The sequence below is a fragment of the Shimia sp. SK013 genome (assembly GCF_001292625.1).
GTDB lineage: Bacteria > Pseudomonadota > Alphaproteobacteria > Rhodobacterales > Rhodobacteraceae > Shimia.
This window is the reverse complement of record NZ_LAJH01000028.1, coordinates 90159-109404: the sequence shown is the minus strand read 5'-3', so window position 1 is coordinate 109404 and position 19246 is coordinate 90159. Positions and strand designations below refer to the sequence as shown.

The window sequence follows — 19246 nt, the reverse complement described above, 5'->3', positions numbered from 1 at the left end:
CATCAATCAACAATTTGCGTCTACGGCTTTCGTGACGGAACAAGGACGCATTGATGCTCTTACTAAAACGGTTGATACTCATCTTGCTGTGGCTTTTGCCGGTTCAAGCGACCTATGCAGAGACACTTGTGCTCGGCAGTCTTGAGAATGATGTCCGTCGCCAGCTTTCCGAATTCGAATCGCTTGCCCGCTACCTCGAAGATGCACTGTCGGACGCGGGAATCTCCAAGGTCGAGATCTCCGTTTATCGCGAGGAGGCGTCATTTATCGACGCCTTTTCATATGGCGATATCGATCTCTATTTCGACACTCCTGTCATTGCCGCCAAAATGTCCCGCGCCGTTGACGCAAAACCTTTGTTGCTCCAGCTCAGAGACGGTGAAGCCACCTATCATTCCCACATTGTTGTGCCTCAAAACAGCCCGGTGCAGACGATCAAAGACCTGACCGGTCTCAAGATCGCTTTCGAGGAACCGGATTCCTCGTCCGGATTCTTGATGCCGGCTGATGTCATCACCAGCGCCGGTGGCAAATTGGTCAAACTGCGCTCCCGAAAACGCAACGTGCCGGCTGACAAGATCGGCTATGTGTTTACGGGCGACGGCAACAACACGATGTATTGGTTGACCCGAGGCTGGACCGACGCCGCTGCGCTGAATGATCGAGAAATAAACCATGTTGAGACCGTGTACCCCGGCCATTTCCGGGTGATCAAAACCAGCGCCTCAATGCCTCGTCAGGTCGTCATGCAAGGCACTCACGTTGACCCCGACTTGTCCGCGGCGATAACGCGCGTCCTTCTCGATATGCATCAAACCGCCGAGGGTCGCGTGGCAATCAGCGCGTTCTTTGGAACCGAACGGTTTGTGCCTTTTGCCGATGGCCGCGCAACGTTCGTCCCGCTCTTGGACGTCATCGACCGACTGATTTACGCCAAAGTTATTGCCGCCGCGCCCAACACTGCCTCCAAGAAAGCAAGGTGACACCAGTGACCATCTCGACTTCCTTTGACACGCCGACACTTTGGCGCAAGGTCACCTACGGGTTAGAACGGCGCACGCTCTTTTACTTTGGCGCGCTGTTGGTCACTTGCGTCGCGTTTCTGTTCTACTCCAATGCGACCACTCAGCAGACCCTCATCGAGGCGCGCTTCGAACAGCGGGCCAGGTCGCTGGCGCATATGGTCGTCGAAGTCTCGCTTCCGTTTCTGTTTGAAGGTCATCCCTCGGAGCTGGACGTGATCTATGAGGAGCTGGAAGCGCAACCAGAAATCCTGTCCTTGTCCTTTGTAGATGAAAACAACCGTTTGCTTGTATCCGGCGCTAAAAATCAGCACACACTTTTTCTCGGAGAAGTGGATGATCCGCTTGTGAATGAAGCGCAATCTACTTCCGAAGTGGTGTCTGTTGAGGGGCCAGAAGAAATAAGAGTCGCGATTCCCGTGATCTACGGAAATTTCAATTTCGGCACGATTCGCGTGGATTTTGATAGCGGCATTCTCCACCGCGAAACCGGCACTCAACGCAAAAAGACTATCCTGCGTGCCAGCCTTTTCATCCTCGCGAGCCTGTTGATGAGCTTCTTCCTGTCACGCCGACTGACCAAGCCTTTGGCCAAGTTGACACAGGCCACCGAGAAAGCAGCAGCAGGGCATCTGGATCACCGCATTTTCATTCACACAAACGACGAGACCGAAAGCCTCGCCTCGTCGTTCAACATGATGATGGATCGACTTGCGCACCGGGTGCAAAACCTCGAAGAAACCAAAGAGCAACTCAAAGTGTACAGCGACGAGTTGCAAGAGAAAAACCTGCAGCTTCAGGCCGCTGTGGAAACTGCACAACATGCAGAAACCGCAAAATCACAGTTCCTAGCCCGCATGAGCCATGAAATTCGCACGCCAATGAACGGTGTTCTCGGCATGGCGGAGTTGCTGTCCGACACCAACCTTTCTGCCGCGCAACAGGGTCTGTTGGATTCAATGCGTTCTTCTGGTTCATCATTGCTGAACGTCATCAATGACATTTTGGATTTCTCCAAGATGGACGGCGGCCACATGACAGTGCGCACCGAACCCTGCAATCTCGAAGAAATCATCGAAAAAACAGCGCGGGTTTTGGCGTTTCAAGCCTCCGATGCAGGTGTGGATCTTATCACCCGCATTGACCCTAAATTGCCGGAATTCATCCTTGGCGATAGCGCGCGACTTAAGCAGGTCATCATCAACCTGGCAGGCAATGCGCTTAAGTTCACCGATGATGGCTATGTAATGATCTATGCCCGCCGCACTGATGATGAAGACGGCACTCCGATGATGGAAATCAGCGTCTGCGACACAGGTGTAGGCATCCCGCCCGACAAACTCGAGACCGTCTTTGAACAGTTCACTCAGGTCGACGGCAGCTATAGTCGAAAGCATCAAGGCACGGGCCTTGGTCTGGCCATCGCAAAGGGCTTCACCGAATTGATGGGAGGCCGGATCTGGGCGACGTCCTGCAAAGGTGAAGGGTCCACCTTCAGTTTTGCCATTCCGATCCTTGAGCCTGAAATGGCAGACCAGCCGGCGTCCGAAAAAATTGACCTCAAAGGCATGCGGACATTGGTGGTTCAAAACGAACCCGTGGCGCTTTTCGTTACCAACGAAAAGCTCAACAATTGGGGTGCAATCAGCGAAAGCGCTGAAAACGGCGGTGCCGCATTGAAAGCTCTCCGCGAAGCAACCCGATCAAAAAACCCTTTTGACGCAGTGTTGGTCGAAACCAAACTGTCCGATATGAATGCGGACACCTTCCTGCAAGCCTGCCGCGCCTTAAAAGGTGTTGCGCAGCCGCGGGTGATCTTCATCAACGACATGAAGGAGTCCTTCACACACAGCCATGAAGGCAATGTTTGGCCCGATGCCGAGCTTCAAAAACCGTTGATCTCCGCCAACATAAAGCGGGCATTGACCGAAAATGAAACCGCAGAATTGATCGCCATTTCCCCGACGCCAAGGGTGAAACCGGCGCAAAACGCGCCCACAACGGCCTCACGTACTCAAACAAACATGAAGCCCGTTCTGATCGTGGACGACAATCGCACAAACCGAAAGCTGATCGAAATCTTCCTTGAGCGTCAGGGCGTGCCATTCGCCTCAGCTGAAAACGGGGTCGAAGCCGTCACTCAGGCAAAAACTCTAGAGCCTGTTCTGATCTTGATGGATGTCAGCATGCCGTTGATGAACGGCCTCGAAGCCGCCCGCTCGATCCGCCTCCACGAAGAGGCAACCAGCCAAACGCGGACGCGCATTATTGGTTTAACCGCCCATTCCTCGCCCGAGGATCGTCAGGCCTGCCTTGATGCGGGAATGGATGAGCATATGCCCAAGCCGGTGAAGCTCGCCGAGCTCAGACAGATCGTGGAGGAGCTGCGGTAACCGTGCTTGGTGCCCGGACCCCAAAGGGCAGGTCCATCGCCTGCCCCATTTCGTTTCATTTCAAGATTAGCGACGCGCTCAGATGGTTGTCTTAGCGTCCGTAACAACCGCTTCTGCCTCGGCCTCTACGGTGTCCGCTTCAGTCACGTCCTCCCCATCGATCTCAACGGCGTCCTCTGGGTCCGCGCGGTCTTCCAAAGCACCCACAATCAGCGGCAACATTTCGATGCCCGCGGCCGACAAGCTTTCGGTCTCCGGCGGGGCCTTCCAGCTCAACGTGTCAAAGCTTCCGCAATTGGTACAGGTCGGCGCCCATTCCGCGTGAATGTTGTGGCAGGTGTCACAAATCCACTGAGGTCCGCGCGGCGCGGTCAGTGCCTTCGCCAAATAGCCTTTGACCACAGCGTCACTGCCACCCTCACCACGTTCAATGGCCGCCATGATGGTCAACGCCCGCTGCGTCGGCTCAGCCTCATACAGATCACCCAGCGCACGACGGGCACCGGGGAAATCCTCGGCTGCAATCTTCAACTCGGCGTTCAACATGCGCGTCTCGGGATGATCCGGCGTCGCCTTGGTGAGCGTTTTAAACCGTTTGATCCGTGCATGAGGCGTTTCGTCAGGCTCGATGGCCGCATAGGCCGCTGCCAGATCAGGATGCGGGCTCACGTCCCATGTTTTGCGCAGCAGGCGCGTCGCATTCCGCGGTCGCCCTTGATCGATATAGCCTTTGGCCGCCAGCACCGCAGCGGGCACCAGATCCGGCGACAAGCGGTTGGCTTCAATCGCCCGCTCGCGCGCTTCGATCGAGTTGGCGTCATCCACAATGCCCTTGGCCTCGCCCAGCGCCAAAACAGCGTCGCGACGGCGATGTACGTCTCGTGGCATCGTGCCATGTTTGAGCTTTGCGTTCAGCGTGCCACGGGCGCCGCTCCAGTCTTCGCTCTCCGTCTGCAGGCGCAGCAAGGTGTCTTGCACCTCCTCATGGCGCGGCTTGAGGGCAAATGCCGTTTCCGCCAGCTTCAGCGCCACATCGGTTTTGCCTTCGTCCAGCTTCTGCTTCATCAGGCCACGAACACCCACAAACCGCGTGCGCTCGTCTTTCAGAAGTGTTTTGTAGACGTCCTCAGCCTTCTTAGTATCGCCGCTCATCTCGGCAGCTTGCGCCACGATCAGATTGGTCAGCTCTGGCTTGTGCAGTTTCTTTTCCGCCTGCCGCGCTTTTTCCAACGCAATACGACCTTCGCCGCTGGCCAGTGCCAACATGCTCTCCGCCAACGCCTGATGGCCTTTCCTTTCGCGGTTGCGGTTCCACCAGCGGCCAATTGCAGTCTCATCCCCGCCAAGAACCTTCAGCGTCGCAATCAAAAGCCCAAACAGCCTAATCGCCAGCCAGGTCGCGGCCACCAATGCAATCAGCGCAAGCGCGGTTTGAAACGGGCCAAGTGAGTATTCGACACCATTTATGTCGGGGAAAGTAACAAATGAACCGCCTTCGCTTTCCAGCAGGTAGATTGCGCCAAAGGTCACGGCACCGATAATGGCAACAAAAACAAGTATCTTAATCAAAGACCACAGCATGTTCAGACTTTCAATTTGTGTTCAGGCTCTGCGCCATCGCTTCAGCGGCAAGTGTCGCCTTCAATCGGGTTTCGGCTTGGCCGCGCCATTCTGCCAGCGCCGCCTTCGGACCTTCAGCCAAACCATCCAGCTCGGTCAGCGCGTCTGCCAGATTGCCATCTCGCAGCGCCGCTTCCGCACGACTTAGGACGGCATCGGTATCGCTGCCCTCCCGGGCCTCAACCGACCGCGCTCCCAACTGGTTTTTCAGGAAATTACCGAGCTTGCTGCCCTGCGCTTCATCCACTTTATCTGCCCGCGCCTTAGCCAATGCCGCCCGCGCTGCCTCAGGATAGCTTTCCAGCAGTGCTGCAAGCGTGACGACACCGGTCTCCGCATGATCTGCCAGCGCTGCGTCCACCTCGGCGCCCGTGGCAGACCGATAATCCACCAAAGCACCGCTGAAAGCCGCACCGCTGTCGAGGGCAACCACGATCCGTGTCGCAGCCGACCGCGCCAACGCGGCCTTGGCAGACAAATCCGCCTTGTCTTTCAACTCTGCCGCATCTGCCTTTTGGGCCGCGACCAAATCTTTTAGCTCGTTCACCTCACGCTCGTATGCCGCAATCGCCGCCGCGCCCAAACCTTCGTTCAGGGGACGTTTCTCAATGTCATTCAAGCGCGCTTCAAACCCCGCCACCGCGTCAGACAGCGTTTTCAGCTCGGACGCATAGCCATCCATATCAGCCCGCAAACTTGTGGTCGCTGCCACAGCATCGGACGCGCCTTGCGCCGCCCCCGCAGCAGTGTCCGTCGCCGTGCCAAGTTTGTCGTGCACCGCCGCCAACGCATCTTTCTGCGCCACCAGATCGGCCGTCACCTTGGCGATGGCGTCATCCGTCTTGGCCCCAATACCAAGCTGATCGCCAAAAAAGACCGCGCCGCCAAATCCGATTGCCGCCGCAACCGCGCCACCAAGCACCATCGGAAAGAACCCGCCGCGCTTCTCCGGAGTTGCGGTTGCCATTGGCTCTACGAAAGCCTCGTCACCGCTCGCATCTTCGACGTCATAGGCTTCATAATCCTCCGCAAAGTCCTCTTCAGCGACGTACATTTCCGCATCATCGTATGCCTCAGCCGCGTCGGGTTCGTTCAGATCAATCGGCGCCTCGTCTTCCGCGACAACCATCTCATCTTCTGTCTCGTCAACAATCTCCGCATCCTCGATCTCGTCAGCATTGGCGTCGTCCGCCTTGACTTGATCGTCTTCCGGTTTGTCGGTCTTGTCAGAATTGCCCACCTGAAGTCCTTTCGAATCCGGTTATTTCGCAGTCGCAGCACCAATCTAGGTCAGCCATCAGCGGTCCTCAACATTATCTGATGCGTCCAACAGTCCCAACACGGCGTCAATCATCTCTGCCGCACTCGGATGTGCCACTAATTTCAGCACAAACGCATTCAAATCCCGCGTTTCGGCCGCCACCGCCGCGCTCATCGCGACCACATACATTGGCGCCGATACTTCGATCTTCGCCACCTCTGCTGCAAATTGCGCCGCCGAGCGGGGCGAGAAAAGGGGAACAATCACGGGGTTTTCCCGCATCAACAGTGCTTTTGCGCCCTCGGACAGGCCGCATAATTTCTGATCATAGACAATTGCTTCGCCGGTTGGCACCCCCGCGGCACTCAATCGCGTCGCCACCTCGCCTCGGGCAAACCGGCCTCTCAGGTGCATCAGCGACCCCTGAATAGCCTCGCGCTTTGCGTCGGCCAGAACCCGCTCACACAGCGCCTCCGCATCGCCACCGGCTGACCGCGCCTGCCATCCACGCGCACGTGCGGCCTCTGCGGTGGCCGTGCCCACACACCACGCAGGCAAGTCGCCGTCCGCCATTGCCTCAACACCGTTCACCGAGGTGAAAATAACCCCTGACACTGCGTCCAACGATGGGGTGTCACCAGTTGGCACAATCTTGATCAAAGGCGAGGCCGTCACAGGCGCTGCAATCCCTGCCGCGCGCAACGCCTCCTCAAACCGCTCCGCCGCAGCCTGTGGCCGCGTGATCAGGATGGATGGGGACAAATCACTCATGAAAAAAGCGCCGGGATTGTTTGAGCCGCCTTCCGGTGTTACCTGCCACAAGGCACAGGCGCAACGGCAAGGACACATGACAAAGCCTCTCACCATCCTCGGACTGGAAAGCAGCTGCGATGACACCGCGGCAGCAATCCTGCGCCAATCCGGCGATCAGGCGCCTGAAATCCTTGCCTCCATCGTGCACGGCCAGACCGATCTGCACGCATCTTTTGGCGGTGTCGTGCCCGAAATCGCCGCACGCGCCCACGCCGAAAAACTTGACCACAGCGTCGAAGAGGCGCTCGCCGCCGCAAATGTAACGCTCGCCGAAGTAGACGCAATTGCCGTCACCTCGGGCCCGGGTCTAATTGGCGGAGTCTTGTCTGCAGTGATGTGCGCCAAAGGCCTTTCTGCTGGCCTCGACATCCCGCTTGTGGGCGTAAACCACCTTGCCGGCCACGCCTTGACCCCCCGCCTCACCGATCAGGTGGCCTACCCCTACTTGATGCTTCTGGTGTCCGGCGGCCATTGTCAGTTCCTGATCGCCCATGGACCGGAAAAGTTCACCCGCCTCGGCGGCACCATCGACGACGCTCCGGGCGAAGCCTTTGACAAAACCGCGCGCCTGCTTGGTCTGCCACAACCCGGCGGCCCATCGGTTCAGGCCGAGGCGCTCAACGGCAACCCCAAGGCTTTCCGCCTCCCACGCCCCCTTCTGGATCGTCCCGGCTGCGATATGTCTTTCTCTGGCCTAAAGACCGCTCTGCTGCGCGCCCGAGACGCAATCATCACGGAAAAAGGCGGCCTCACGGTTCAGGATCGCGCCGACCTCTGCGCCAGCTTTCAAGCCGCCGTTGTTGATGTGTTAGCCGAAAAAACCCGCCGCGCGCTGGCGCTCTATATGGCGGAAAGGCCCTCCGAGCCTTTGCTTGCCGTGGCCGGCGGTGTGGCAGCAAACACCGCCATTCGCGCCGAGTTAGAGACTGTTTGTGCCGAAAGTGGCGCAACATTCACCGCGCCCCCTTTGGCACTTTGCACCGACAACGCCGCGATGATTGCTTATGCGGGACTGGAACGCTTCAAGGCAGGCGCGCGCGATGACATGAGCCTGTCAGCCCGGCCGCGCTGGCCACTTGATCAAACCGCTCCCGCACTGTTGGGCAGCGGCAAAAAGGGAGCCAAAGCATGATCTCCGTTCTCGGCGCCGGTGCGTTTGGCACAGCCTTGGCCATTGCTATCGCCCGAAATGGCACACCCGTGACGCTTTGGGCGCGCCACCCTGACGCAGCCAAGAGCATGCAAAACACCCGAACCAACCCGCGCCTTCCCGATGTGGCGCTGCCAGAAACAGTCTCTGTTACTGCCCAATTCTCCTCCGCGCTCAACGATGTGGTCCTTCTCGCGGTTCCGATGCAAAAACTGCGTGGCCTGCTGGAAACCCACCCGGAACTCTCCGGCCGCACGCTTGTTGCCTGCTGCAAGGGCGTCGAACTTGGCACCCAACTTGGCCCGGTTGCCCTGATCCGCGACGTGCTGCCTGATGCAACACCTGCGATCCTCACCGGTCCCAGCTTTGCTGCCGACATCGCACGCGGTTTGCCGACTGCACTCACGCTGGCAAGTCCCGACGAAACCGTTGGAAAAGCCCTGCAACAGAGACTGAAGTCACCGAATATCCGCATCTATCGCACCACCGACACTGTCGGTGCAGAGCTTGGCGGTGCCCTCAAAAACGTCATCGCCATTGCATGCGGCATTGCCATTGGTGCCGGTCTTGGCGACAGCGCCCGCGCGGCTCTCATGACACGCGGCTATGCCGAAATGCAGCGTATGGCCCGCGCTCTTGGGGCACAGCCCGACACTTTGGCGGGCCTGTCCGGTTTTGGTGACCTCACTCTGACGTGCTCGTCCGAACAATCACGCAATTTCCGCTTTGGCCTGTCGCTGGGTCGTGGCGAAATCTTTGACCCCACCGTCACAGTCGAAGGCGCCGCAACAGCGACCGCCGCGCTTGCCCGTGCCAAGACAATGCAAATCGATATGCCCATCACCGCCGCAGTCGTTGCGATCCTTCAAGGGGGCTTGCAAATCCGCGACGCCATGGAAATGCTGCTCGCAAGACCACCCAAAGAGGAATAACCGATGTTGATCGCCCTAATCGCCAAAGACAAACCCGGCGCGCTTGAAATCCGCAAAGCCAACCGCGACGCCCATGTTGCCTACCTCAAAGGCTCCGGCGACACGATCATGATGGCCGGTCCCTTTTTGGACGACGCGGGTGACATGTGCGGCTCGCTGATCATTCTGAACGTCGCCGACATGGCCGAGGCAGAAACCTGGGCGGCCAATGACCCTTATAAGGCCGCCGACCTGTTCGAAAACGTCGAACTGAAGGCGTGGAACAAGGTGTTGGGCTGATGCGTTACTGGCTGTTCAAATCCGAACCTTCGACCTGGGGCTGGGACCAACAGGTCGCCAAAGGGGACGTGGGCGAAGAATGGGACGGCGTGCGCAACTATCAGGCGCGGAACTTCATGCGCGAAATGGCCGTGGGGGACCGCGGCTTTTTCTATCATTCGCAAAAAGAGAGAGCCGTCGTCGGTGTCGTCGAAGTCTGCGCCGAGGCCCACCCCGACAGCACCACCGATGACGATCGCTGGGAATGCGTCGACATCAAAGCAATCGCGCCGGTCAAATCCCCCGTGACACTTGATGTGATCAAGGCGGACCCACGGCTTGCCGATATGGTGCTGGTGAAAAACTCCCGCCTATCGGTGCAGCCCGTGTCCGAAGACGAGTGGCAAATCATCCTTGAGATGAGCGGTTCTCATAGCTGAAATATTAGGCATACTCCCCGCATAAACAAAACGGGGAGAACCTTATGGAATACCTAGCCGTGTTGGCGGCCGCTTTGGCCTCTTATGTATTTGGCTCAATCTGGTACATGGCGCTGGCCAAACCGTGGATGCAAGCCGCAGGAGTCGAAATCGGAGACGACGGTCGTCCGACCAACTCTAAAAACCCGACACCTTACATTCTCGCCTTTGTTTGCGCGTTGATCGTCGCGGGCATGATGCGCCACGTCTTTGCGTTGTCGGCGATTGAAACATTGGACAAAGGCATCATTGGCGGCCTCGGCATTGGCCTCTTTCTTGCGGCGCCATGGGTTGTCACCAACTACGGTTTCGCAGGCCGCAGCCGCACGTTGATGATCATCGACGGCGGATATGCCACCCTCGGCTGCACGATCATGGGTGCGGTTCTGACTCTTTTTTAGAAAACCACCCACGCAACGCAAAACGCCCGAAGGATGATCCTTCGGGCGTTTTCATATAAAACTGTCAAATAAATCAGCCGTATACGGCCTCTTTACCAAAATGCTTGGTCAGCATGTAATACACCACAGCGCGGTATTTGTTGCGTTCGGATTTGCCGTAGGTTTCGATCACCGAATTGATGGCTTCCATCAATGCAGGGCTGTCGGCCAGACCCAGTTTTTTCATAAGAAAGTTTGTTTTGACAGTCTCAAGTTCGCTGTCCTGCGAACCTGCCACTGTCGAGGCATCGTCGTTATAGATCGCCGGACCACACCCGATGGTCACCTTTGTCAAAAGGTCCATATCCGGTGTCATTCCGCATTTGTTTTTCAGATCATCCGCGTATTTGGCGATCAACTCGTCACGTTTGCCCATCACTATCTCCCAGGTCGTCGGCGCAATTGCCTTGTTCGTTTTGGTGCCTCTGTTGGCTGCCTGAGACAGTAAACACGGATTTACACCAGACAAAGGGAAATCTGCCGCGCCTTTCCCCGCAAACCCGTTTGCTCTCTGGCCAATCCCAAACCGCGCGCCTAGTGTGCGCGTTTTCACGGCAACCAATGGGGTCAAAATGTTGCGTTGGGGTATCATCGGCACAGGGTTCATTTCACACGCCATGCTAGGTGCAATTGCCAAGTCCAAAGGCTCCGTTGCCACCGCAATCGCGGGCCGCAACGAGGCTGCGCTGGCCGACATGCAAGCGCAGTATCAAATCCCACTGGGCTATGCTGATACCGCTGATCTCTTGGCCTCAGACGACGTCGATGTGGTCTATATCGCCCTGCCCAACCACCTGCACGCTGACGCAACCGCGGCCGCGCTCGCTGCTGGAAAACCGGTGCTGTGCGAAAAGTCTCTGACCGTGTCCATGACAGACGCCGAGACCCTTGCGCAGGCTGTACACTCCAGCGACCTCTTCTTTGCCGAGGGTCTCATGTACCTCGCCCATCCTTTGATGGCGCAATTCATGTCGCTGATGCGTGACCCGACATTTGGCGAACTGCGGTCTGTGTCCGGATTTTACGCCGCCGACATCTGGCAGGTCGTGAACCCCGCAGGTGGCGGTACACTTTACAACCTTGGCTGCTACCCCGCGTCCCTGCTGCATCTCGTGGTGCAAACCATGTGCGGCGACACCGCCTTTGGCGCACGCACGATGGCGGCGCAAGGCACGATAAACCCCGATGGCAACGTACAGGACACGTCGCTGTCCGTGCGCTTTGACAACGGCGTTTTCGCCACTCTGCAAAGCAGCGACAGTCACGGCATGGCCTTTGGATTTGAGGTCATCACCACCAAAGGCGCCCTGCGGTTTGACACCAACCCGTGGCTGCCCGACGCAGGCGACAGCCGCATGATCTGGCGGCCGTTCGATGGCCCTGAACGCGCTATCGTCGTGAATGACGCCAACGACGCCTTCTATCACCAAACCCGCATGGTCGAACGCGCTTTGACCAGCCGTGCAACAGAGACCCAACGCCCCTCGCCGCGCCTGTCTGATAGCCTAGAGATCATGCAGTTTCTGACGGATTGGGATGTGGCAGCGCGGGGATAGTCGCCTCTACGACACCAGCACTCACCGCGCCCGAACCGAGGGTTGGAAAAAAACGCCCGCGTCTTGCCGAAGTCAAACCTGTTGTTTGATGGGGCGGTTCGGGCGCTGCCAAAGCACGCTATGGCAATAAGGGAACGCTTGAATATTCTGTCCGCATTGCTTGTCGGCTATGCGGGACAAATCTATTATCTTTGAAACAGGCGCAAAGGTGTGCTTTCGGATGCAGATATTGCGCACAAGCGAAGTTATGTAAGCGATGCGAGGACCCCATGGTATCGCTTACGAAGTTATGACAAATTTAACGCCTATTTATGCGCCACAAACTATTGCATCGAAGGAAAAAGCATTGGAATTTCTCAGTAAGCTCAAAAAACTTTGGTTTCCAAGTGCGGAAACCAAGATCCATTTGACCAAAATAAGTGAAGTTCACATCGCCACCCTGACAACGAAAAACGGGGTTTTGAACGAGTATAAAGCCGAAAAGAAAACCGCTGAGAAGGCATTTCGTGAGGTGGAAATCCTTTTTCAAAATAACTCTGATCGACTGAGTAATTTGAAAAATTGCTTCGAGGACAAAAAAGTTCTTTATGACGCTCTCAACAAGCTGATCTCTGAAAGCAAATCCATCCAGTCAGATCTTGATTCAGCATACCAAAAGCTGAAAAAGAACAAAGCATCCAAAGATGATTTCTATGATTGGTCAAATCGGCAGAAGTCAGTGTGGAATGGATTCAGCGGGCGCGGAGGTCAGAAGGTCAGAAGTGATTTCAACCCAAAGAGTATCTTTAACAAATATTCAAGAGGTGATCTGGACCGATATAAAGCCAATATAGAAGCCGCAAAGTCAACGATCGGTCGAATTAAGTCAAAGCGGGACTCTATCTCGTCAAAGATTCTTTCAGTAAAATCCGATCTTGGAGACGCAAAGCAACTTTGCGCATATGTCAAAACCCCAGATGGCAAAAATGAGAAAAATGACCTTAAACAAAAGATCGCATCACTGAGCAACCAAATCTCCCAGTTGCAGTCAGTTTTGGACTCGCAGAACGCTACAATTGCGGATCAAATTTTGTCGATAAAATTTACTAAAACAGAATGGCGAGACGAAAAAAGAAAGATCAAACTTTCACAGTAATAGATGTATTTGCTGAACAAAAGAGACCGAATATCTCAAGGAGCCGCTTTTGTGCAAATATTATGATATTTGTGATAGTCCAAACGAACCATGTTTTGCAGGTTGTGATGATGACCTATAATTCAGTTGGGTAACTTAGGACACGACATTTGCTGCATGGCGGAAAACCAAACATTTGGGCTCATACCCGACTTTCGCCGCAACTGCACCTCCCCCAAAACAAAACGGCGCCCCATCTCTGGGACGCCGCTCTGTATCTCAACCAGCAAAACCGCTTAATAGCGATAGTGCTCCGGCTTGAACGGACCCTCCGGCGAAACGCCGATATAGGACGCCTGCTCCGGTGTCAGCTTGGACAGCTTCGCGCCCACTTTGGCGAGGTGCAGCGCGGCCACCTTCTCGTCCAGATGTTTGGGCAGGATATAGACTTCGTTGTCGTACTGATCGTTCTTGGTGAACAATTCAATCTGCGCCAACACTTGGTTGGTGAACGACGCGGACATCACAAACGACGGGTGGCCTGTGGCGTTGCCAAGGTTCAGCAAACGACCCTCAGACAGCAGGATCAACCGGTTGCCCGACGGCATCTCGATCATATCCACCTGTTCTTTGATGTTGGTCCACTTGTGGTTCTTCAAGTTCGCGACCTGAATTTCGTTGTCGAAGTGGCCGATGTTGCCAACAATCGCCATGTCCTTCATCTCGCGCATATGCTCGATGCGGATCACGTCTTTGTTGCCGGTGGTGGTGATGAACAGATCCGCATCAAGGCTCTCTTCCAGCAACACAACTTCATAGCCGTCCATCGCTGCCTGAAGCGCACAGATCGGATCCGCTTCGGTCACTTTCACGCGGGCGCCCGCACCGGACAGCGACGCTGCCGAGCCTTTGCCCACATCGCCATAACCACAGACAACAGCCACTTTGCCGGCCATCATCGTGTCGGTGGCGCGGCGGACGCCGTCGACCAGCGATTCCTTACAGCCGTATTTGTTGTCGAACTTCGACTTGGTGACAGAATCGTTCACGTTGATCGCAGGGAAAGGCAGTTCGCCTTTCTTGTGCAGATCATACAGACGGTGCACGCCTGTGGTGGTTTCTTCCGATACGCCCATGATGTCGGCACGTGTCTTGGTGAACCAACCGGGGCTTGCCGCCATGCGCTTTTTGATCTGCGCGTGAATGGCTTCTTCTTCTTCAGACGTCGCAACACCCAATTCTTCGCCCGCTTCGGCTTTGGCACCTAGCAAAACGTAAAGTGTCGCGTCGCCGCCATCATCCAAGATCAGGTTTGCGCCTTCTGGGAACTGGAACGATTTGTCCAGGTAATCCCAATGCTCTTCCAGCGACTGGCCTTTGATCGCGAAAACCGGCACGCCAGATTGCGCAATCGCTGCGGCTGCGTGGTCTTGTGTGGAAAAGATGTTACAGCTCGCCCAACGCACATCCGCGCCCAGCGCAACCAGCGTTTCAATCAGACAGGCGGTTTGAATGGTCATGTGCAATGACCCAACAATGCGCGAGCCCGCGAGTGGTTTGCTTTCGCCGTATTCCGCGCGCAGCGCCATCAGGCCCGGCATCTCGGTTTCGGCAATGTCCAGTTCCTTGCGGCCGAAGTCCGCCAGTGAGATGTCTTTAACGATATAATCGGTCGCCATCGCGCCCAGCTCCTTACGAGTTATCTATCGCGTGCAGATAACATCGCAGGGCCCGTTCTACAACGGCACCTCACCCGATTTGCCGGAACCGGATTGCGGGCGCGTTTCTTGGTGCCAATCAGTGCCCGCAGCCACGATACAACTTACCCCCATGGGGTTGGTCATGATGACCGTAAACGTACCGGTTTTTTCAGACACCCAAACTTCAACGAGCGTGGTTTTGTTGGTGGTCACACCCTGCAGCCCACCGGCGGTCAACGCCTCAGAATACTTGCTGGAAAGCCGCGCCACCACATCATCGCGCTCGGCGCAATGTAGCCCCTGCGCAGCCACCGGCGGCGCGGTCGCGGCCATGCCAAAAAGCACAGCTCCACCAATAAGTCGCTTAAACATAACAGCCTCCTTTTCACGCTGTGATCAGACAATGTGAGGAGGACACGCGGGAGGAAGCAATAAACGTGCCCCCCTCGCTATTTATGTCGGCACCACCGTGCGCGTTTTCAAAACACGGGTGATCACGTTGTTTTGTTGGCAGCACGTGATACCGGCACATAAAAAGGATGCTCCTGAAATGTGTCATTTTTGGGGCAAATCCAATTACGGTCGGTTGTGCCTCAAGGTCCAGACCGTCATATTTCCAAAAAATGCAGCCTCGCCGGAAAGTTCCCCAATGACCGCACAGCGCGGACCTCACCAAAATTGTCTGGCTTTTGTCACAGATGCTCAACAGGCCCCTCTGGCGCAATTTGCCGCCCGACAAGCTGCCCATGTCAGCGGAGATCGGAATTTTGACATCCTCATTTGCTCGTTCGAGCCTCTGACCCTGCCGGATGAACTCACCAAGCTTGGCATTCGCAACAAAGTGCTGAATTTGCGGAAACCGCTGACCGATCTAAACCTGCCCCTGAAATGGCTGCCCCTCGAAGTGTATCTCCGGCTCTGGCTGCCGCAGGCCCTTGGCGACCGTTACCGCCGCATCCTGTATGCCGACACAGACACCTATTTATTGTCCCCGTCGCTTGACCGCTTGTTTGACGTTGATATGGGTCCCCACCCCGTTGCTGGCGTGCGCGACGTGCAGCAATGGTTGGATCTTGACGCGCCGATCAACGATTTCGCAGAACGGGGCCTCCCCGGCCTACGGTTTTTGAATTCCGGCGTGATGCTTATGGACAGCTCACGTGTATTAGAGACTGATTTGCTTGACCGCCTTCTGGTCATCAGCAAAGCGGATACGCCGACCACACACCACGACCAATCGCTTCTGAATTTGGAATTGCGCGGCGAATGGGCGGAATTGCATCCAGCTTGGAACTGGCAATGGACTCACATCTTTCCAACTTTCACGCGCCTCGCCAATCCTCAAATGTTGCACTTCTGCGGTCCCAAAAAGCCCTGGCGCGCCCATCAAAAAGAAAACCGCTTTTCCCCCGCTTTGATCCGGGAGTACCAACGCTATTTCGCACGCCATGGCGGCGATTTGGCGTTTCACACTTGGCTCCCCGGAGGCCGTCGGGTCTCGCCAATGACAAACTTGCGAAACTGGCGCTGGCAGCGGCGCCACCCCGAGAAGCTGGAAGCACTCGTTGGCCGTTTCGCCTCTCCCTTCAGCACCCTACTCTAACACCCCTAACACCTTCACCCGCGCAATCCCGTTGCGCGCACCGCGTCTCACCGCTAACCAAGGACCACCCACAAACCACAAGAGGCTCCCCGTGGCACGAGCTTGGCAACGCATGCTTTCCGGTCGCAGACTTGATCTGCTGGACCCCACCCCAGTCGATATCGAGATCGAGGACATCGCGCATGGCCTTGCCTTCGTGGCGCGCTGGAATGGCCAGACCAAAGGCGATTTTGCCTATTCGGTGGCGGAACATTCCCTACTGGTCGAAACCCTGTTTGGCCGCATGTATCCGACGGCTCCCATGAAATGGCGCCTCGCCGCCCTGCTGCATGACGCGCCCGAGTATGTGATTGGCGACATGATTTCTCCGGTCAAAGCGGCCGTCGGCCCGTCCTATGGCGAACTCGACGATCGACTAACCGCGGCCATCCACATCCGCTTTGGCCTGCCCGCCGCGACGCCCAAACGCATTAAGGCGCAAATCAAAAAAGCCGACAAAATCAGTGCTTGGATGGAAGCCACCCAGATCGCAGGTTTTTCTGTGACCGAGGCCAACAAATTGTTTGGACGCCCCGATCCAAAGGTCATCGAAGGCCTTTCAATCCGGCTGCGCCCACCGGTCGAGGCCCGCAACGACTACACCGCCCGTCACATCGAATTGCTTGCCAAAATGTAGGTTTTGCGCTGAATTAGTCTCTGAATTTTCCAAAAGGCCTTTTTCCAATGACCCAGATTACAGTCCGTCCCGGCGGCGAAGGCGACCTGCGCCAAACCCTCGACCTACTCAATGAAATCATTGCGATCGGAGGCACCACTGCCATCACCAAACCCCTGACCCGCAAGGATCTGGGCGGTTGGTTGATGGCGGATCCCGGCAAGGCCATCTGGCATATCGCCGAAGACAGCGACGGCAATCTTTTGGGGTTTCAATGGATCGGCCCGTGGGGTGACCTGCCGCCCGAGGCCTGCGAGATCGGAACCTTCGTCAAATCCGGTCGCACTGGTCTGGGGATCGGATCCAAACTGTTTGAGGCAACCAAGCCGGCTGCGCGCGGCATGGGATACAATTGGATCGACGCCGAAATCCGCGCCGACAATACAAGCGGACTTGCCTACTACCAATCGCGCGGGTTTGAACAATACAAGCGCAAAGAAAACATCACGCTGGACGACGGCTCCATCGTCGCCAAATGCGTAAAACGCTTCAACCTCTGACGCCGCTCAGGCGCTGGGCAACACATCCCGCTGCACCATTGCCCGAAGGGCAAAATTGGACCGCATGTTGCGAATGCCTTTGATCGCCATCAGGCGGTGTTCAAGAAACGCATCAAACGCATCCAGATCTGCCGCCACCACGCGCAACAGAATATCGCGTGATCCGCTCATCAAATAGCACTCCATCACCTCGCCCAACGGCCGTATCGCCCGCTCAAAGGCTTCGATCGCCTCTGATCCCTGCTTCTCCAGCTCTACCGATACAAAGATCGTTACCGGCAAACCCACCTTGCGGGCATCAACCCGCGCGCCATAGCCGGTGATCACCCCGTCGGCCTGCAGCTTTTCCAAACGCCGCGCGCATGGCGTGGCCGACAGACCAACGGACTCAGCCAGATCAGACAGTTTCATCCGTCCGTCATCCTGAAGCGCCCTCAGAATTTTGCGATCAATCGCATCCATAGATGATTCCTCTATTTTTCGCCCTGAAATTAGCCCTTTCCACCAACAATCGCCACACACATGTTGGAAATTTGGTGAAAACCTCCATCACACCTGTGCCAAATTCTCTCAACTTCGCGACCAGGATGACCAAAGGAAACCGCAGATGCGCATCACCCCTGTTCAGACCCCATCTCACGAAATTGTTTTGCGCGTTCACGACGCCGAAATCGGCCTAACCGGTTTTATCGCGGTGCATTCCACCCACCTTGGCCCCGCAGCCGGCGGGCTGCGCATGCGTCCCTACGCCAGCGAAGACGCTGCTCTGACCGACACCCTGCGCCTCAGCCGCGGCATGACCTACAAAAACGCAGCTGCCGGCCTGCCGCTTGGTGGTGGCAAGGCCGTTATTATGGGCGACGCCTCGCAAAAGACTCCCGCGCAACTGTTGTCGTTCGCCCGCGCTGTGGAGTCCCTCAAAGGCCGCTACTGGAGCGCCGAGGACATGGGCATGAGCCCCGCCGACATGGAACTGATGACGCAGGAAACTAGATTTGTCGCCGGCCTGCCCAACGGCAGCCATGCGTCGGGCGATCCTTCGCCCATCACCGCGCGCGGCATCTTCAATTCAATCAAAACCACGTCCCGTCATCGGTTTGGAAAAGATGACCTGACCGGACGCACTGTGTCCGTGCAGGGCTTGGGTCACGTCGGCGGATACTTGTGCCAATACCTTCATGATGCGGGTGCAAAACTGATTGTGGCCGACCTCGACCAAAAACGCGTTCAGCAGATGCGCGAAAAATTCGACGCCGAAATCGCCACAGCCGACGGTATCCTCACCGCCAAAGCTGACATTTTTGCGCCCTGTGCCATCGGTGCAATCCTGAACGAGGCATCGATTGCCGCGCTCAACGTCGGTGCTGTCTGTGGAGGGGCCAACAACCAGCTCGCCACCCCCGAGGATGGCGACCGCCTGCATGCACGCGGTATTCTTTATGCACCTGATTTTGTCGCCAACGCTGGCGGCATCATCAATGTCGCATCCGAGATCCTCGAAATCGACGACCGCGCCGGTTATGTCGACGAAAAACTCGCCACGCTCGACATCACTCTGGACGCGATGCTGACCCGCGCCAAACAGATGAACTGCAGCCCGGACGCTGTGGCTACGTCGATTGTCGATGAAATGCTCGCCTCTAGGGCGGCCTAATTTTCAAATAGCAGCTGGCGCCGCGCGAAGTGCCAG

The 19246-nt window shown here is 56.6% G+C and carries 20 protein-coding genes; 13 read left to right on the top strand and 7 right to left on the bottom strand.

The window, feature by feature from the left end; genetic code table 11:
- Nucleotides 1-53: 53 nt before the first annotated feature.
- Both SHIM_RS18925 and SHIM_RS18920 read left to right on the top strand, forming a co-directional pair.
- Nucleotides 54-983: a phosphate/phosphite/phosphonate ABC transporter substrate-binding protein gene (locus SHIM_RS18925; RefSeq protein WP_054004256.1), complete on the top strand. Its 930-nt coding sequence runs from the start codon at nt 54-56 to the stop codon at nt 981-983.
- Nucleotides 984-988: 5 nt separating this feature from the next.
- Nucleotides 989-3415 carry a response regulator gene (locus tag SHIM_RS18920; protein ID WP_152926614.1) on the top strand — a complete coding sequence of 809 codons (2427 nt, stop codon included), beginning with the start codon at nt 989-991 and terminating at the stop codon, nt 3413-3415.
- Nucleotides 3416-3493: 78 nt separating this feature from the next.
- Here the strand turns inward: SHIM_RS18920 and SHIM_RS18915 are convergent, their stop codons facing one another.
- From SHIM_RS18915 to SHIM_RS18905, 3 genes are read right to left on the bottom strand one after another with little or no spacing between them, the layout of a single operon-like run.
- A complete protein-coding gene (locus tag SHIM_RS18915) occupies nt 3494-4996 on the bottom strand; it encodes a heme biosynthesis protein HemY (RefSeq protein ID WP_054004254.1) in 1503 nt (500 codons plus the stop codon).
- Between the two features lie 10 nt (nt 4997-5006).
- Nucleotides 5007-6275, bottom strand: a complete 1269-nt coding sequence (locus SHIM_RS18910; protein ID WP_054004253.1) for a COG4223 family protein — start codon at nt 6273-6275, stop codon at nt 5007-5009.
- A gap of 57 nt (nt 6276-6332) precedes the next feature.
- On the bottom strand, nt 6333-7067 hold the full coding sequence (locus SHIM_RS18905) for a uroporphyrinogen-III synthase (protein ID WP_054004252.1): 735 nt from the start codon (nt 7065-7067) through the stop codon (nt 6333-6335).
- 76 nt (nt 7068-7143) lie between these two features.
- Between SHIM_RS18905 and tsaD the strand changes: the two genes are divergently transcribed.
- The 5 genes from tsaD to SHIM_RS18880 are packed head-to-tail and all read left to right on the top strand — an operon-like array spanning nt 7144 to nt 10329.
- A complete protein-coding gene (tsaD, locus tag SHIM_RS18900) occupies nt 7144-8241 on the top strand; it encodes a tRNA (adenosine(37)-N6)-threonylcarbamoyltransferase complex transferase subunit TsaD (RefSeq protein ID WP_054004435.1) in 1098 nt (365 codons plus the stop codon).
- Entirely contained in the window at nt 8238-9191 is a 954-nt protein-coding gene (locus tag SHIM_RS18895; RefSeq protein ID WP_054004251.1) for an NAD(P)H-dependent glycerol-3-phosphate dehydrogenase, read from the top strand. The genes tsaD and SHIM_RS18895 overlap by 4 nt, the downstream gene beginning before the upstream one ends.
- Before the next feature lie 3 nt (nt 9192-9194).
- Nucleotides 9195-9470 (top strand): YciI family protein, encoded by a 276-nt coding sequence (locus SHIM_RS18890; RefSeq protein WP_054004250.1) that lies wholly within the window; start codon nt 9195-9197, stop codon nt 9468-9470.
- A complete protein-coding gene (locus SHIM_RS18885) occupies nt 9470-9889 on the top strand; it encodes an EVE domain-containing protein (RefSeq protein ID WP_054004249.1) in 420 nt (139 codons plus the stop codon). The genes SHIM_RS18890 and SHIM_RS18885 overlap by 1 nt, the downstream gene beginning before the upstream one ends.
- Before the next feature lie 44 nt (nt 9890-9933).
- Nucleotides 9934-10329 (top strand): DUF1761 domain-containing protein, encoded by a 396-nt coding sequence (locus SHIM_RS18880; protein WP_054004248.1) that lies wholly within the window; start codon nt 9934-9936, stop codon nt 10327-10329.
- A gap of 73 nt (nt 10330-10402) precedes the next feature.
- Here the strand turns inward: SHIM_RS18880 and SHIM_RS18875 are convergent, their stop codons facing one another.
- Nucleotides 10403-10744, bottom strand: coding sequence for a DUF2853 family protein (locus SHIM_RS18875; RefSeq protein WP_054004434.1), 342 nt, complete (start codon nt 10742-10744; stop codon nt 10403-10405).
- Between the two features lie 196 nt (nt 10745-10940).
- Between SHIM_RS18875 and SHIM_RS18870 the strand changes: the two genes are divergently transcribed.
- Nucleotides 10941-11924: a Gfo/Idh/MocA family protein gene (locus SHIM_RS18870; RefSeq protein ID WP_054004433.1), complete on the top strand. Its 984-nt coding sequence runs from the start codon at nt 10941-10943 to the stop codon at nt 11922-11924.
- A gap of 256 nt (nt 11925-12180) precedes the next feature.
- Nucleotides 12181-13059 (top strand): hypothetical protein, encoded by an 879-nt coding sequence (locus tag SHIM_RS18865; protein ID WP_193749972.1) that lies wholly within the window; start codon nt 12181-12183, stop codon nt 13057-13059.
- A gap of 275 nt (nt 13060-13334) precedes the next feature.
- Here the strand turns inward: SHIM_RS18865 and ahcY are convergent, their stop codons facing one another.
- Nucleotides 13335-14717, bottom strand: coding sequence for an adenosylhomocysteinase (gene ahcY, locus SHIM_RS18860; RefSeq protein ID WP_054004246.1), 1383 nt, complete (start codon nt 14715-14717; stop codon nt 13335-13337).
- A 57-nt stretch (nt 14718-14774) separates the two neighbouring features.
- A complete protein-coding gene (locus tag SHIM_RS18855) occupies nt 14775-15110 on the bottom strand; it encodes a hypothetical protein (RefSeq protein WP_054004245.1) in 336 nt (111 codons plus the stop codon).
- Between the two features lie 277 nt (nt 15111-15387).
- Here SHIM_RS18855 and SHIM_RS18850 point away from each other — a divergent pair, with 277 nt between their 5' ends.
- The 3 genes from SHIM_RS18850 to SHIM_RS18840 all read left to right on the top strand — a co-directional run bounded on the left by SHIM_RS18850 (nt 15388) and on the right by SHIM_RS18840 (nt 17556).
- Nucleotides 15388-16341 carry a glycosyltransferase gene (locus SHIM_RS18850; RefSeq protein WP_193749970.1) on the top strand — a complete coding sequence of 318 codons (954 nt, stop codon included), beginning with the start codon at nt 15388-15390 and terminating at the stop codon, nt 16339-16341.
- 112 nt (nt 16342-16453) lie between these two features.
- Entirely contained in the window at nt 16454-17017 is a 564-nt protein-coding gene (locus SHIM_RS18845; RefSeq protein ID WP_054004243.1) for an HD domain-containing protein, read from the top strand.
- Nucleotides 17018-17064: 47 nt separating this feature from the next.
- Entirely contained in the window at nt 17065-17556 is a 492-nt protein-coding gene (locus SHIM_RS18840; RefSeq protein ID WP_054004242.1) for a GNAT family N-acetyltransferase, read from the top strand.
- A 6-nt stretch (nt 17557-17562) separates the two neighbouring features.
- On the opposite strand, the gene SHIM_RS18835 is transcribed toward SHIM_RS18840, so the two are convergent.
- Nucleotides 17563-18018 (bottom strand): Lrp/AsnC family transcriptional regulator, encoded by a 456-nt coding sequence (locus SHIM_RS18835; RefSeq protein ID WP_054004241.1) that lies wholly within the window; start codon nt 18016-18018, stop codon nt 17563-17565.
- Between the two features lie 145 nt (nt 18019-18163).
- Between SHIM_RS18835 and SHIM_RS18830 the strand changes: the two genes are divergently transcribed.
- Nucleotides 18164-19210: a Glu/Leu/Phe/Val family dehydrogenase gene (locus SHIM_RS18830; RefSeq protein WP_054004240.1), complete on the top strand. Its 1047-nt coding sequence runs from the start codon at nt 18164-18166 to the stop codon at nt 19208-19210.
- Nucleotides 19211-19246 lie beyond the last annotated feature (36 nt).

Bases quoted from the DNA above. Each gene is read 5' to 3' on its own strand.
- SHIM_RS18925 (WP_054004256.1), top strand. From the start codon at position 54: ATGCTCTTACTAAAACGGTTGATACTCATCTTGCTGTGGCTTTTGCCG.
- SHIM_RS18915 (WP_054004254.1), bottom strand. From the start codon at position 4,996: ATGCTGTGGTCTTTGATTAAGATACTTGTTTTTGTTGCCATTATCGGT.
- SHIM_RS18905 (WP_054004252.1), bottom strand. From the start codon at position 7,067: ATGAGTGATTTGTCCCCATCCATCCTGATCACGCGGCCACAGGCTGCG.
- tsaD (WP_054004435.1), top strand. From the start codon at position 7,144: ATGACAAAGCCTCTCACCATCCTCGGACTGGAAAGCAGCTGCGATGAC.
- SHIM_RS18895 (WP_054004251.1), top strand. From the start codon at position 8,238: ATGATCTCCGTTCTCGGCGCCGGTGCGTTTGGCACAGCCTTGGCCATT.
- SHIM_RS18890 (WP_054004250.1), top strand. From the start codon at position 9,195: ATGTTGATCGCCCTAATCGCCAAAGACAAACCCGGCGCGCTTGAAATC.
- SHIM_RS18885 (WP_054004249.1), top strand. From the start codon at position 9,470: ATGCGTTACTGGCTGTTCAAATCCGAACCTTCGACCTGGGGCTGGGAC.
- SHIM_RS18880 (WP_054004248.1), top strand. From the start codon at position 9,934: ATGGAATACCTAGCCGTGTTGGCGGCCGCTTTGGCCTCTTATGTATTT.
- SHIM_RS18875 (WP_054004434.1), bottom strand. From the start codon at position 10,744: ATGGGCAAACGTGACGAGTTGATCGCCAAATACGCGGATGATCTGAAA.
- SHIM_RS18870 (WP_054004433.1), top strand. From the start codon at position 10,941: ATGTTGCGTTGGGGTATCATCGGCACAGGGTTCATTTCACACGCCATG.
- SHIM_RS18865 (WP_193749972.1), top strand. From the start codon at position 12,181: ATGCGAGGACCCCATGGTATCGCTTACGAAGTTATGACAAATTTAACG.
- ahcY (WP_054004246.1), bottom strand. From the start codon at position 14,717: ATGGCGACCGATTATATCGTTAAAGACATCTCACTGGCGGACTTCGGC.
- SHIM_RS18855 (WP_054004245.1), bottom strand. From the start codon at position 15,110: ATGTTTAAGCGACTTATTGGTGGAGCTGTGCTTTTTGGCATGGCCGCG.
- SHIM_RS18850 (WP_193749970.1), top strand. From the start codon at position 15,388: ATGACCGCACAGCGCGGACCTCACCAAAATTGTCTGGCTTTTGTCACA.
- SHIM_RS18845 (WP_054004243.1), top strand. From the start codon at position 16,454: ATGCTTTCCGGTCGCAGACTTGATCTGCTGGACCCCACCCCAGTCGAT.
- SHIM_RS18840 (WP_054004242.1), top strand. From the start codon at position 17,065: ATGACCCAGATTACAGTCCGTCCCGGCGGCGAAGGCGACCTGCGCCAA.
- SHIM_RS18835 (WP_054004241.1), bottom strand. From the start codon at position 18,018: ATGGATGCGATTGATCGCAAAATTCTGAGGGCGCTTCAGGATGACGGA.
- SHIM_RS18830 (WP_054004240.1), top strand. From the start codon at position 18,164: ATGCGCATCACCCCTGTTCAGACCCCATCTCACGAAATTGTTTTGCGC.